Source organism: Streptomyces sp. NBC_01314, assembly GCF_041435215.1.
Lineage (GTDB): Bacteria > Actinomycetota > Actinomycetes > Streptomycetales > Streptomycetaceae > Streptomyces.
Window position 1 is genome coordinate 10,312,416 of the sequence record NZ_CP108394.1, and the last position, 12,377, is coordinate 10,324,792.

The window sequence follows — 12,377 nt, forward strand, 5'->3', positions numbered from 1 at the left end:
AGATCGGACGGCCAGGGACCGTGCTGGGGCCGAGGCGGTTGAGGCCGTCTCACGAGATTCCGCTGTCGGTGAGGCCGAGGTGGACGGTGCGCTTGTACTTGTTGCCGTGGGTCCAGTCGAGGGCGTCATCGTGCTGGAGACGCCCGACGACGATGCCGGGAGCGAGGCCGGCTTGCCGGGCGAAGGCCTCGATGTTGGTGAAGGGCATGGGCCTGATGGCGAGGCGGCGGTAGGCCGCGCTGTGTTCGGGCGGGATCAGCGTCTCGGCGGCGAAGGCGTTGGCTTCTTCCTCGCTGCGGTCTCCTTCAGGCGTCCGTTCGTCCTTGCGGTCCGTGTTGTCGAGGAAGGTCAGCCGCTTCCCGTGCAGGAGGACGTGTCCGATCTCGTGGAACACGGTGAACCAGAAGTGGTCGTCCTTCTTGAACCTGTCGCTGAGGGCGATGCCGACCTTGTCGGGTGTGAGCCAGCGGGTGGCCCCTGACACGTGCGAGTGAGGTGGGGCGGGGATGAAGACGACGGCCACGCCGGCCTGGGCGCACAGGTCGGAGATCTGACCGGGCCACGTCTCAGGCTTTTCCAGGGTGAGAGCGCGCAGGCGCGGCAGGAGGGCGGTGAGTACCGCGCGATCGAACGGTTCGCAGGGTACGTCGCGGGCCCGTAGTTCTGCCTGGCGCAGCCAGATCGCGGTGGCGTAGTCGTTCGTCTCCAGGACGGTCGAGCGGCGGAACGCGGTGCGGTAGCCGCGCCACAGGTCTTCGGCGACCTCGGGATCGGCGACGCCGAAGAACGCCAGCAGGCGCTGGAGATTCTCTGCGCTTTTCTCCTTGTTCGGCAGGATCTTGCGCTTGACGAGCTCGGACAGCGAGAACTTGTCCAGCCAGTCGACGAGCTTGCCCAGCTGCTGGAGTTCCTGGTCGCGGGTGATGTGGGTACGCCAGGCGGCTTCCAGCTGGTTCCACATGGAGGCCGGGATCTTCGTGGTGCGTTCGAGCAGGAGCGCGGTTTCGGGGGTAAGGACCGCGGTGCCCTGGACGATCTGGTTGATGTGCTTGGTCGACAGACCGGTACGCCGGGCCAGGTCGGCCTGCGGGATGCCCAGCGCGTCGAGCTGTTCCTTGAGGGTCTCGCCGGGTGGCCTGACGGAGTCGGGGTCGTAGGCGAACGGGATGGGCGGCGGGGTCACGAGAGCCTCTCTGAGGTCGGCGAGGCGGAGGGGCGGAGGCGGGCGGTCAGCGGCTGAGGGTGATCGCCGTGATTATCAGGGCTCGTACGGCGTGTTCGTCCAGTGTTCCGTCGCGGCCCAAGGCGTGCGGGGCGTCGCGGGGGTGCACGAGGAGGTCGCCGTGCACCCCGAGCGAGATCAGCCGGGCGAGGCGGTCCCCGGGTGGGCCCGGACGCAGGCACGCGGCGGCGAGATGGCGCAGGTCGGCCAGATGGGCGGCGGCGGCCATCTGGCCGAGGCGTCTGTGGAGCGTCGCGGCGGCCTCCGGCCCGAAGCGGGCCCGGCGGGCCGCGTCGCTGTTGCAGACGCGGGCCAGCTCCGCGTCGTCGAAGGCGATGTCCACCAGCAGCCCCAGAATCCACTTGCGTATACCTGCTGGCTCCATGCTACTCTCTCGATCAAGAGAAGTTTACTTAACCTGACGGGTGCATTCATTTTTGGATCTACTGATGTGTTCCCGCAGGTCAATGGGATCTGTATCCCGAGAAGGAGGCATCACATGACGGCAAAGCGCAGCACCTCCAGCGGTTCCAGCGACGGCAAGCGTGGGCGCAGTGCGATCACGGGCCGCTTCGTGAAGCAGTCCGCGGTGCGCCGCAGCCCGGCCACGACCGTGAACGAACAGGTCTCCGCGAAGGCCAAGAAGAGTAGTCCCGTACGGGAGAACAGCCCGCCGTGATCGATACCGGCCCGTCCTGCGGGCCGGGAAGGAGGTGGCCGTCATGACGACGGACGCACAGCACAAGGACCCCGCACACAAGACGGTGACGGTCACCGTGGACGGTGAGCCGGTCGAGGGTGTGCCCCGGCACACGACCCCGAACGAGATCCTGCGCCTGGCCGGGATCGACCCGGCCACGCACTACCTGGTCCGTGTCAACGGGCGGCACCAGGAGCCGTTCAACGGCCAGGGCGACAGGCAGATCACCGTGCACGAGCGGGAGACGTTCGTGTCGGTGTCGACCGGGCCGACCCCGACCTCGTGACCACGCCCCTGTCGGAAGCCGGGCCCGCGGGCATGCTCGCGGGCCTGGCCGCAGTCGGCTACACGGTCCGCCAGCGGGACGGGTTCGCCGTCTTCGACTACACGATCGAGGTCGGCCCGCGCACCGGCGAGACCGTACGGATCGGCCTGGCCCTGGTGCAGGACTGGCCGTTGTCCCCGCCGCCCGGCCCGCACGTCAGCCCGTGCTTCGGTCACCCGCACGGCGCCGTACATCCTTCCCCGCTCGAAAGAGAGGGAGAGGGATGGGAGTACTGGAGCCGACCGGCCGCCGACTGGCCGGCCGACCGCACGGTGCGGGGCTACCTCCGGCACCTGCGCACCCTGTTCTCGCAACTGGAGCCTCCGGCATGATCACCCGTTTCTCGGTCGCCACGACCACCGATGTCGCCCTGCGCCTCACGGAACATCTGCGCCGCGCGGACGGCCAGGAGGACTGCTGTTTCGTCCTGTGGCGGCCGAGCACCGGCTCCCGCCGTACCACCGCACTGATCGTCGACCTCGTCCTGCCCGAGGACGGCGAGCGGATCGTGCACGGCACCGTGGACTTCACCAGCGCCTACTTCCTGCGCGCCGCCGGCATCGCCACCGAGCGCGGCTGCGGCCTCGGGTTCATCCACTCCCACCCACGAGGCCGCCGATGGCAGCGCCTGAACGCCATCGACCACGCGGCCGAGGAATCCTTTGCCGCCCAGCCCCTGGCCATCACCGGCCTCCCCCTGGTCGGCCTGACCTTCGCCGGCGCGGACGCCGGATACGGTGCCCGCATCTGGCAGCAGCACGCACCCCGCACCTACGTTCCCACCGAAGCGGAGAACGTCCGTGTCGTCGGTGGACGTTTCGCGGTCACCTTCAACGACCGCCTCGTCCCCGTACCCAAGGCCACGAACCGGCAGTTGCGCACCGTCTCCGCCTGGGGGCGGGACGCCCAGAACGACCTGGCAAGGCTCCATGTCGGCGTCGTCGGCACCGGCTCGGTCGGCATGATCGTCGTCGAGGCGCTGGCCCGTACCGGCATCCAGAACCTGAGCCTCTTCGACTTCGACACCGTCGAGGACGTCAACCTCGACCGGCTCCTGCACGCCACTCCCCAGGACGTACGGCTGCACCGGGCCAAGGTGGACCTGGCCGAGCGCGCCGCCCACCGAGCCGCCACCGCCACCGACGTCCGCGTCACGACGTACGAGACGAGCGTGGTGGAGCCGGACGGCTACGCCGCCGCCACCGACTGCGACGTGCTCTTCTCCTGCGTCGACCGGCCCTGGCCCCGCGCCGCCCTCAACCTTCTCGCCTACGCCCACCTCATCCCCGTCGTCGACGGCGGCATCGCCGTCGATGCCCGCGGCGGACGCATGAACGGCGCCGAATGGCGCGCCCACGTCGCCGCACCCGGCCGCGCCTGCATGGAATGCCTCGGCCAGTACGACCCCGCCCACGTCGCCGTGGAACGCGACGGACTGCTTGACGACCCCACCTACATCAAGGGCCTGGCGGCCGACCATCCGCTGCGCCGCAAGGAGAACGTCTTCATCTTCTCCGCGAACGCCGCAGCCGCGCAGCTCAACCAGTTCCTCACCATGACCACCGCACCGGGCGGCATCGCCGACACCGGCGCACACCTGTACCACCTGACCACCGGCAGCATCGACCGCCGCCTCGAAGGCTGCGCGCCGGAATGCCCCTACCATGGTCGGCTCCGCGCTCTCGGCGATCACACCCCCGTGTCCGTCACGCGCCGGCATCACGCTGCTGAACAGGCGCGTGACGCTCGCCGTCAGGCCGCACGCAGGTGGCCGGTACGCCTTCGGCGAGCTGTGGACGACCTGATCGCCGGCTACCGCTGACCATGAGCCGCTTCACCGTCCGCCAGGGCCCGTGGTTCCCTGGCCGCGTCGGACTGTTCGTGCCGATTCCCAGCCGTGGTCACAGGGTGCTGCCGCTGCCGTACGGGGCGTACAGGTCCAGCAGCCGGGTGCGGGCGGGGCGCAGCCGGTGGGCGAGGATGTCGCCCACCCACTGGGTGACCGCGTGTCCCAGAGCGGGGTCGTCCTGGCACATCGCGCGTACGGCCACGGCGTCGAACTCGTACGCCCGTACAGGCGTCGTGGTCTCGGCGCCCAGGTGCCAGGCGTGCGGTGCGAACAGCCAGGACCAGCCGACGAGTTCGTTGTGTCCGAGGCTCTCGATGACGGCGGCCCGGCGGCCGGGCACTCGCATGTCGAGGTCGATCGTGCCGGTGCGGATGATCCAGAACCGGTCGGCGCGTCCGCCCTCCTCGAAGAGCCGGAATCCCTGCGGGAACGACACCTCACGGGCGATACGCATCAGCCGGTGCCGGTGCTCGGCGGGCAGCGCCCGCAGCATGCTGGGAGTGGGCGAAGCGTTCATGACGGCCTCCAGGACGGGCGTACGCACCTGCCATGTCCAGCGTGCGCCCGTACTCCGGCGCGAACCATGGGCCACCCGGTCCCACGGCCGGGCCATCCGGCACCGCACGAGAACCCTTCGGCACCCTGTGCCGCCGCCTGCCCCGATGTTCGATGAAGACGTGACACACGTGAGGCAGCCCGGTCGAAGGGAGTGAGCACCGTGGGTACGACACTGACGCCGGACTTCTGGAGGCTGTTCGCCGTCCTCCTGGTGATCGCCATGGCGGTGACCTTCGTGGTCAGTGCCGTGCTCGACGCGCTGGCGTTGCGGATGCTGCGCCGCCGTGCCGCGCACGGCCGGTCGCCGGGCACGCGGGCGACCGACGTTGCCCACCGGTCCGGCCGGACTCCGGTGCGTCACTGAGCCGGAGAACAAGGCGACGCCGCCGTAGCGGGAATCACCTGCCCCATACTTCAGGGCCGACGATTGTCGTGATCCTGCACAGCGATGCCCAGGCGCTCAGCCCACCGGTACAGGGCGCCCGGGAAGTACGGCGTCCTCTGGTCTCTGACCAGGTCACCCTCGCGGGTGGTGTACACCGACTCGACCTGGCCGAAACGGCGTCCCAGCCGGGTCAGCAGCAGGTCGGTGGCCCGGAACAGAGCCGGTCCCGGCTGGGGAAAGTCCTCAACGAAGGCGCCGATCTCGGCCGAGGCGTACCCGGCCGGCCTGCTGCCGGACGTCAGCCGGACCGGCACAGGCGCCCGGGAGACGACACCTTCGAGGCCCTCGGGCAGGGGGCCGCTCAGGGTGATACGGATCGCGCACCCGCCAAGGGCACCCGCGCGGTCCACCGCGTGCCGCCCCAGCAGACCGAGCGCCGACACCACCACCTCGGTCAGCTCACCCGTGCTGAGCGTCAACAGCCGCGGACTGCCCGGCACTTCGTTGTCGTCCCCGTACCAGCCGTGGTCGGCTCGGGGCGACAACGGATACGCCACACCGGCACTGCCGTCGTCCGCGAAGACGGCGATCACCTGTCGAGGGGAGCCCGGGTCCTGGCGTGCGACGAAACCGTCCGCCACAGGCTCCACCTCGTTGAACGTGGTGTGCGGCTCCTCCAGCAGGGTGATCTCCGTGCGGAGTTGACGCTGGTAGCGCTCGAAGGCCGACCTGTCCCAGGGCACCGCTCCGGGAGCGTGCGGCACCAGGGTCACGGTGAGATCCGGTTTGGCCGGCACCGGTGCCGACGTACGGACGGGGCTGAAGACCTTCTGCTCCTCGATGGCGTCCAGCAGCTGGTCGTGGCGCAGTTCACGCTGTGCGTGGCGGTTCTGTTTGTCGAGGAAGGCCGTCTCCACCTCGGTCGGATTCATGAACCGGGTGCGCGAACCGGACCGTACGGGGAATCGCAGGCAGCCGTCCCGGAGATCGGTGAGGCCCAGTACGGCGTGCGGGGAGCGTGGGCTGGGCGGCACCATCACCAGGGCGAAGCCCAGCGGTACTTGGCCGTTGGGCGTGTGTGTCTCTTTGGCGAAGTGGATGTCGACCTCGAGGATCGGCGCCGTCCGTGAGGCCAGGGTCTCGCTGTAGCGGCGGCGCAGTCCGTCGGTGAGCTGGATCGGGGACGCGTGGACGGGGATCGAGGTCTTCCGGTCGTCCTGGAGCCCGAGGACGAGGACCCCGCCGGTGGAGTTCGCGAACGCGGCGATGTCCTTGGCCAGTTCGCCTCCACCCTCCGTGCCATTGGCGTGCGGTTCGAGCTTGTGGTCGAGGTCCTGGCCCTCGGCGGCGAGGGGGTTGTTCAGCAACTTCCGCACGTCGTCGGCCGTGGCCTGGGCGGGGTCTGCGCCGAGCAGTGTTGCCAGGCGGCGGTAGTACGACATGTCGGCACGACAGCGGCAGGGCCGGGAACAGTGCTTCACGTTTTCGCGGCCGATGAGCCGCGGTCGGCGGGTGGGCTTCGGCGCATGACCGGCAGGCGTTGGGCCGAAGGGTCCCTCGAAGGGGCTGGGCGGCCCCTGGTCGCACGGGTGTCCCTGCACGAGGCTCGGCAGGAGACCGGTCAGACCGAGTAGGCCCGGCAGCCACAGGAGGAGCCCACCATGCTTCGGCACATCACCACGGGAATCGACGGATCCGCCGAGAGCCTCGCCGCCGCGCACTGGGCGGCCCGTGAGGCGGTGCGTCGCGGCGTCGCGCTGAACCTCGTGCACGCCTGGACGCTGCACCCGCGCCCCGCACCCTTCGTCCCCGCGGACCGGAGCGAGCGCGGCTGGGCAGAGGAGACCCTGCACCGGGCGGCGGGCAGCATCCGTGCCGCGCACCCCGGGCTGCGGATCGTCGAGCGGCTGGTGCGCGACTCCGCGGTGGACGCCCTTCTCACGGAGGCCGAGGAGACGGAACTGCTGGTCCTCGGGTCCCGAGGTCTCGGCGGCGTCGCGGGATTCATGACCGGCTCGGTGTCCCAGCGGGTCATCGCCAGGTCCACCCGCCCGGTCGTGCTCGTACGGGCGGGCGATTCCTCCGCCGATGAACACCTGTCGGTTTCGGACGGAGTCGCGCCGGACGAGATACCTGAGACCCCGTACCGCGATGTCGTCCTGGGACTGGATACCCAACACCCCTGCGACGAACTGATCGACTTCGCCTTCACGTCCGCCCGGCGCCGCAACGCCGCGCTGCACGTGATCCACGCCTTCAGCGCCCCGCCCTTCCACGTCGCCGACGGCGGCCCGGTCCCGCCCACCGGCCCCGAACTGCTCGCCGCCCAGGAACACTCCGTGGTCGCGGTGCTGCGCCCGTGGTGCGAGAAGTATCCCGAGGTCCGGGTGACCGAGACCGTCTCCGAGGGACGGGCCGCGACCGCGCTGGTGCGGGCGTCGGCCGGAGCGTCCCTCGTCGTGGTGGGGCGCAGGCCACGGGACAGCCGCCTCGGCCCGCACGTCGGCGCCGTCACCCACGCGGTGCTGCACCACGTCGGCTGCCCGGTGGCCGTCGTCCCACACGACTGAACGCACGCCGCGACGGTGCTCCGGGCACCGGCGGCCCCAGGGAGGGAAGTCATGACCACGCGTCACGTCATCGTCGGTGTGGACGGCTCGGTCGCCGCCGTACGAGCACTGGACCTGGCCGCCGACGAGGCGGCCCTGCGCGCCACCACTCTGGAGATCGTGTACGCCGTGCCCGACCTCGACGAGGCCTGGCCGGTGCTGGCGTCTGCCGTCGCTCGGGTGGCCTACCGCCATCCGGGCCTGCCGGTCGTCACCCTCCCCGCCGAGGGGCACCCGGCGGCCGTACTGGCGGAACGCGGACGTGAGGCCGCGCTGACCGTCGTCGGCCGCCGGAGCCCAGGCGGGCTCGCGGGCACGGTGCTGGGCTCGGTGAGCCGGCGCCTGGCCGTGCACGCTCACGGCCCGCTGCTGGTCGTACGGGGCGATTCCCCGCCGCACCTGCACAACGAGGTACTGCTCGTCCTCGACGCCGACATCGATACGGCCGCGTACGCCATCCACGAAGCGGGACTCCGCAGCGCCGGGCTGCGCATCCTCCGGTCCCCGGCGTATCGCCACCCGGCTTCGGCGCCGGTACCGCGCCGCCGAAACGAAGCCGCCGCCTCACATGTCGTCCCGGCCGGCGATGTGCTGGTGGGACAGGGCGAGTGGCACCCGCACGTCCACAGGGAGATCCAGGACTCCGCACCCGCTTCGGCACAGGCCCTGCTGGAGGCCACCCGTACGGTCGACCTCGTCGTCATCGGCTGCCGACCTGGTCCGGGCGGCCAAGGGCGCCACCTCGGTTCCTTGGCCCGCACGTTGCTGAATCGGGCCCACTGCCCGGTGCTGGTGGTTACCGCCGGGCAGGAGAGCACCACGCCCTCCCCCACGTGGGCAGATGCGCGCTGACATGGGCCGAATGGCCCCACGGGCAGGGACGGACGGCGAGGTCCGGTGCGCTGCCCGGCCCTCCCGGCGGCCGTCGCTCCTCACGAGTATCGAAAGCAAGGCATTCCCGTGCGAAGCGAGGGAGAGAACCGGCGATGACAGCAACGACGACGGCCGGAACCCGGGCAACCGAGGCATGGCGTGGCTTCGCCGGCGCGGCCTGGCGCAAGCGGATCGACGTACGCGACTTCATCCAGGCCAACTACACGCCGTACGAGGGTGGTTCGGCCTTCCTCGCCGGTCCCACCGACCGTACGCGCACCGTGTGGGAGACGGTAAGTGCGCTGTTCCCGGTGGAGCGGAGCCGGGGCATCCTCGACGTCGACGCCGCTACTCCGTCGACGATCACCTCGCACGCGCCCGGATACATCGACCGTGAGCGTGAGCTGATCGTCGGTCTGCAGACCGACGCCCCTCTCAAGCGCGCGATCATGCCCAACGGCGGCCTGCGGATGGTGGAGAACGGGCTGAAGGCGTACGGGTACGAGCCCGACCCGTTCGTGACACGGGTGTTCGGGACCTACCGCAAGACCCACAACGACGGTGTGTTCGACGCTTACACCGCCGAGATGAAGGCCGCCCGCAAGGCCGGGATCATCACCGGTCTGCCGGACGCCTACGGCCGGGGCCGGATCATCGGTGACTACCGGCGCGTCGCGCTGTACGGCACCGACCGCCTGGTGGAGGACAAGCGCGCGGAGCGTGCCCGGCTGGACACCGAGCCGTCGCACCAGGACGTCATCCGTGACCGAGAGGAACTCGCCGAGCAGATCCGGGCGTTGGGCGAGCTGACGCGGATGGCGGCCACCTACGGCTGTGACGTCGCCCGCCCCGCCACCACCGCCCACGAGGCCGTGCAGTGGCTCTACCTCGGCTATCTCGCCGCGGTGAAGGAGCAGAACGGCGCCGCGATGTCGCTGGGCCGCACCTCCACCTTCCTGGACGTCTACCTCCAACGGGACCTGGACGAGGGGATCCTCGACGAGTCCCGAGCTCAGGAGCTGATCGACGACTTCGTGATCAAGCTGCGGATCGTACGGTTCCTGCGCACCCCCGAGTACGACGCCCTGTTCTCCGGCGACCCGACCTGGGTGACGGAGTCTATCGGCGGCATCGGAAGCGACGGGCGCCCGCTGGTCACCCGTACCTCCTTCCGTTTCCTGCAGACCCTGTACAACTTGGGACCCGCCCCGGAACCGAACCTCACCGTGCTCTGGTCGCCCCAACTGCCATTTGGCTTCAAGGAGTTCTGCGCCCAGGTGTCCATCGACACCAGCGCGGTCCAGTACGAGTCCGACGAACTGCTGCGGCCGTGCACCGGGGACGACACCGCGATCGCCTGCTGTGTCTCCGCGATGGCTGTCGGCAAGCAGATGCAGTTCTTCGGCGCCCGGGTCAATCTCGCCAAGGCGCTCTTGTACGCGGTCAACGGTGGCCGGGACGAGATGACCGGCGAGCAGATCGCTCCCGAGGCGCCCGCGCTGAGCGGCGAGTACCTGGACTACGAGGAGTTGTCGGCGGCCTACGACCGTGTCCTGGACTGGCTGGCGGCGACGTACGTCAACACCCTCAACGTCATCCACTACATGCACGACAAGTACGCCTACGAGCGTATCGAGATGGCCCTGCACGACCATCCGGTGCACCGTTTCATGGCGTGTGGGATCGCCGGACTCTCGGTCGCCGCCGACAGCCTGTCCGCCGTCAAGTACGCGCGGGTGAAGGTGTTCCGCGACGCGGGCGGCCTCGCCGTCGACTTCCGCACCGAGGGCTACTTCCCGGCCTACGGCAACAACGACGACCGTGCCGACAGCATCGCCGTCGGTCTGGTCGAGGCATTCATGGCGAAGGTGCGTGAGCACCCCGCCTACCGGGATGCCGAGCACACCCAGTCTGTGCTGACCATCACTTCCAACGTCGTCTACGGCAAGCACACCGGCAACACCCCCGACGGCCGCCGCGCCGGACAGCCCTTCGCCCCCGGCGCCAACCCCATGAACGGCCGCGACCGCCACGGGGTCGCCGCGTCCGCGCTCTCGGTCGCCAAACTGCCGTACGAGCAGGCCCGCGACGGCATCTCGCTGACCACGACGATCACACCGGAGGGCCTGGGACACGTGCCAGCCGAGCGCGCCGGCCACCTGGTCGGCATCCTCGACGCCTACACGGCCTCGGGCGGCTTCCACATGAATGTCAACGTCCTCGACCGCGCCACACTTGAGGACGCGATGGAACAGCCGGAGAAATACCCGGAGTTGACCATCCGGGTCTCCGGATACGCCGTCAACTTCGTCCGCCTGACCCGTGAGCAGCAGCTCGACGTGATCAGCCGCACCTTCCACGGAGCGTTGTGAACACCGTGACCAGGCCGGTGACGGGCCGGATCCACTCCTGGGACCTGTCCACCGGCGTGGACGGCCCCGGTACCCGGTTCGTCCTGTTCGTCAGCGGCTGCCCACTGCGCTGCCTGTACTGCGCCAACCCCGACACCTGGCACATGCGCGACGGCCGGGAGGCCACGGTCGACGAGGTGATGACGGAGATCGAGAAGTACCGCGCCTTCATCACCACGGCCGGCGGCGGGGTGACGCTCACCGGCGGAGAGCCGCTGCTCCAGTCCGCCTTCACCGGCGAGATCCTGCGCCGCTGCAAGGAGGCGGGGCTGCACACCGCCCTGGACACCTCGGGGTTCCTGGGCTCCCGCGCCACCGACGAACTCCTCGCCGACACCGACCTGGTCCTGATCGACATCAAGTCCTTCGACGTCACCACCTACCGGAAACTCACCGGCGGCCGGCTCGCCCCCACCCTGTCCTTCGCCACCCGCCTAGACCGGCTGGGCATCCCGATGTGGGTCCGTTACGTCCTGGTCCCCGGCTGGACCGACGACCCGGCAGCCGTCGACGGGCTCGCCCGGTTCGCCGCCGGTCTCGGGCACGTCGACCGGGTGGACGTCCTGCCGTTCCACAAGCTGGGCGCCGCGAAGTACGAGGCCCTAGGCATCCCCTTCCCGCTGCGTGACAGCCCGAGCCCTGAGCCCGAACTGGTCCAGCGGGTACGACAACAGTTCCGTGCACGGGGACTGCGCGCCTGCTGAGCGGCTCGGTCGTCCTACGGGAAACGGTCGAGCAGATAGCGGACAGCACTGGTCACGGCCTGCAGACGAAAACGTGCCTCTCCGGCGTCGGACGTGCCCGGGTGCGGTCCGTTGGTGTGGGTGATCTGCCAGAGCCCGCGCACGAAGTCCCCGCCGTCGTCGGGCGGCAGCAGCCCCTGGTTGACGAGGTAGCTGATCGCGGCTCCTCTCGCGCCCTGGCGGCTGGTGGAGAAGCCTTTCATGGCGGCCTATGTGGACGACGACGGCCTCGAACATGGCACGCAACTGGCCGTTCACCGCTTCGAAACGCTGCTCGACGAGGTTGTCCACAGCCTGGCGGTAGCAGTTCTTGGCGACGGTCAGGCTGAGGCGGTCGAAGTCGTTCTCCAGTGCCGTGATCTCCTTGCTCAGTGGGACACGAGGTTCGTCCAGCGGCAGCAGCCTGACATCTACGAGGCATTCCACGGGTTCGCCCCACGCGCCCTTGGTCGTCTCATGCTCCGGGACAGATCGAAGCCGTCAGCTCGAAGGGCCTCGCGAAGCTGCCAATACGGGGTTCCACGTGATTCGTCCTGATCGTGCGGGGCCGCCTTCAACGTGACCAGGCGGACAAACGCATGCAGTGCCTTACGGGCGTCAAAGTCCGCATCGGCTACCTGACGGTGCGCGGACTGCAGAGTGCGGAGGACCAGTTCGGCCTTGCCGGATGGCTCGGTCGGCGAGAAGGCGTTGTAGGGGACC

Annotated in this window: 15 protein-coding genes; 10 read left to right on the forward strand and 5 right to left on the reverse strand. The window is 69.7% G+C overall.

The window, feature by feature from the left end; all coding sequences use genetic code 11:
- Window positions 1–49: 49 nt before the first annotated feature.
- Complete coding sequence (locus OG622_RS45330; protein ID WP_086746887.1) at window positions 50–1,183, reverse strand: ImmA/IrrE family metallo-endopeptidase; 1,134 nt, start codon at window positions 1,181–1,183, stop codon at window positions 50–52.
- A 46-nt stretch (window positions 1,184–1,229) separates the two neighbouring features.
- Window positions 1,230–1,607 carry a hypothetical protein gene (locus OG622_RS45335; protein WP_256960214.1) on the reverse strand — a complete coding sequence of 126 codons (378 nt, stop codon included), beginning with the start codon at window positions 1,605–1,607 and terminating at the stop codon, window positions 1,230–1,232.
- A 114-nt stretch (window positions 1,608–1,721) separates the two neighbouring features.
- On the opposite strand from OG622_RS45335, the gene OG622_RS45340 reads away from it, so the two are divergent.
- From OG622_RS45340 to OG622_RS45355, 4 genes are read left to right on the forward strand one after another with little or no spacing between them, the layout of a single operon-like run.
- A complete protein-coding gene (locus OG622_RS45340; protein WP_086746886.1) occupies window positions 1,722–1,901 on the forward strand; it encodes a hypothetical protein in 180 nt (59 codons plus the stop codon).
- Window positions 1,902–1,944: 43 nt separating this feature from the next.
- The gene (locus OG622_RS45345; protein WP_086746885.1) at window positions 1,945–2,208 is read left to right on the forward strand and encodes a hypothetical protein; all 264 of its coding nucleotides are present in this window, start codon (window positions 1,945–1,947) and stop codon (window positions 2,206–2,208) included.
- Window positions 2,205–2,579: a hypothetical protein gene (locus OG622_RS45350; RefSeq protein ID WP_086746884.1), complete on the forward strand. Its 375-nt coding sequence runs from the start codon at window positions 2,205–2,207 to the stop codon at window positions 2,577–2,579. Before OG622_RS45345 ends, OG622_RS45350 begins: the two co-directional genes overlap by 4 nt.
- The gene (locus OG622_RS45355; RefSeq protein ID WP_179200813.1) at window positions 2,576–4,069 is read left to right on the forward strand and encodes a ThiF family adenylyltransferase; all 1,494 of its coding nucleotides are present in this window, start codon (window positions 2,576–2,578) and stop codon (window positions 4,067–4,069) included. Before OG622_RS45350 ends, OG622_RS45355 begins: the two co-directional genes overlap by 4 nt.
- Window positions 4,070–4,148: 79 nt before the next feature.
- Here the strand turns inward: OG622_RS45355 and OG622_RS45360 are convergent, their stop codons facing one another.
- Window positions 4,149–4,613 (reverse strand): cyclic nucleotide-binding domain-containing protein, encoded by a 465-nt coding sequence (locus tag OG622_RS45360; RefSeq protein WP_371582958.1) that lies wholly within the window; start codon window positions 4,611–4,613, stop codon window positions 4,149–4,151.
- Window positions 4,614–4,814: 201 nt separating this feature from the next.
- On the opposite strand from OG622_RS45360, the gene OG622_RS45365 reads away from it, so the two are divergent.
- Window positions 4,815–5,018, forward strand: coding sequence for a hypothetical protein (locus OG622_RS45365; RefSeq protein WP_086746890.1), 204 nt, complete (start codon window positions 4,815–4,817; stop codon window positions 5,016–5,018).
- A gap of 50 nt (window positions 5,019–5,068) precedes the next feature.
- Here the strand turns inward: OG622_RS45365 and OG622_RS45370 are convergent, their stop codons facing one another.
- Complete coding sequence (locus OG622_RS45370; protein WP_086746882.1) at window positions 5,069–6,481, reverse strand: helix-turn-helix domain-containing protein; 1,413 nt, start codon at window positions 6,479–6,481, stop codon at window positions 5,069–5,071.
- A 219-nt stretch (window positions 6,482–6,700) separates the two neighbouring features.
- Between OG622_RS45370 and OG622_RS45375 the strand changes: the two genes are divergently transcribed.
- From OG622_RS45375 to pflA, 4 genes are all read left to right on the forward strand, one after another.
- Window positions 6,701–7,609 (forward strand): universal stress protein, encoded by a 909-nt coding sequence (locus tag OG622_RS45375; RefSeq protein ID WP_086746881.1) that lies wholly within the window; start codon window positions 6,701–6,703, stop codon window positions 7,607–7,609.
- A gap of 51 nt (window positions 7,610–7,660) precedes the next feature.
- A complete protein-coding gene (locus tag OG622_RS45380; protein ID WP_256960213.1) occupies window positions 7,661–8,500 on the forward strand; it encodes a universal stress protein in 840 nt (279 codons plus the stop codon).
- Between the two features lie 134 nt (window positions 8,501–8,634).
- Window positions 8,635–10,893, forward strand: a complete 2,259-nt coding sequence (gene pflB / locus OG622_RS45385) for a formate C-acetyltransferase (RefSeq protein WP_086746880.1) — start codon at window positions 8,635–8,637, stop codon at window positions 10,891–10,893.
- Complete coding sequence (pflA, locus tag OG622_RS45390; RefSeq protein ID WP_086746879.1) at window positions 10,890–11,636, forward strand: pyruvate formate-lyase-activating protein; 747 nt, start codon at window positions 10,890–10,892, stop codon at window positions 11,634–11,636. Before pflB ends, pflA begins: the two co-directional genes overlap by 4 nt.
- Before the next feature lie 14 nt (window positions 11,637–11,650).
- Here pflA and OG622_RS45395 read toward each other — a convergent pair whose 3' ends face one another.
- Window positions 11,651–11,878: a hypothetical protein gene (locus OG622_RS45395; RefSeq protein WP_086746878.1), complete on the reverse strand. Its 228-nt coding sequence runs from the start codon at window positions 11,876–11,878 to the stop codon at window positions 11,651–11,653.
- Here OG622_RS45395 and OG622_RS45400 point away from each other — a divergent pair.
- Window positions 11,877–12,212 (forward strand): hypothetical protein, encoded by a 336-nt coding sequence (locus OG622_RS45400; protein WP_086746877.1) that lies wholly within the window; start codon window positions 11,877–11,879, stop codon window positions 12,210–12,212. The genes OG622_RS45395 and OG622_RS45400 overlap by 2 nt on opposite strands.
- Window positions 12,213–12,377 lie beyond the last annotated feature (165 nt).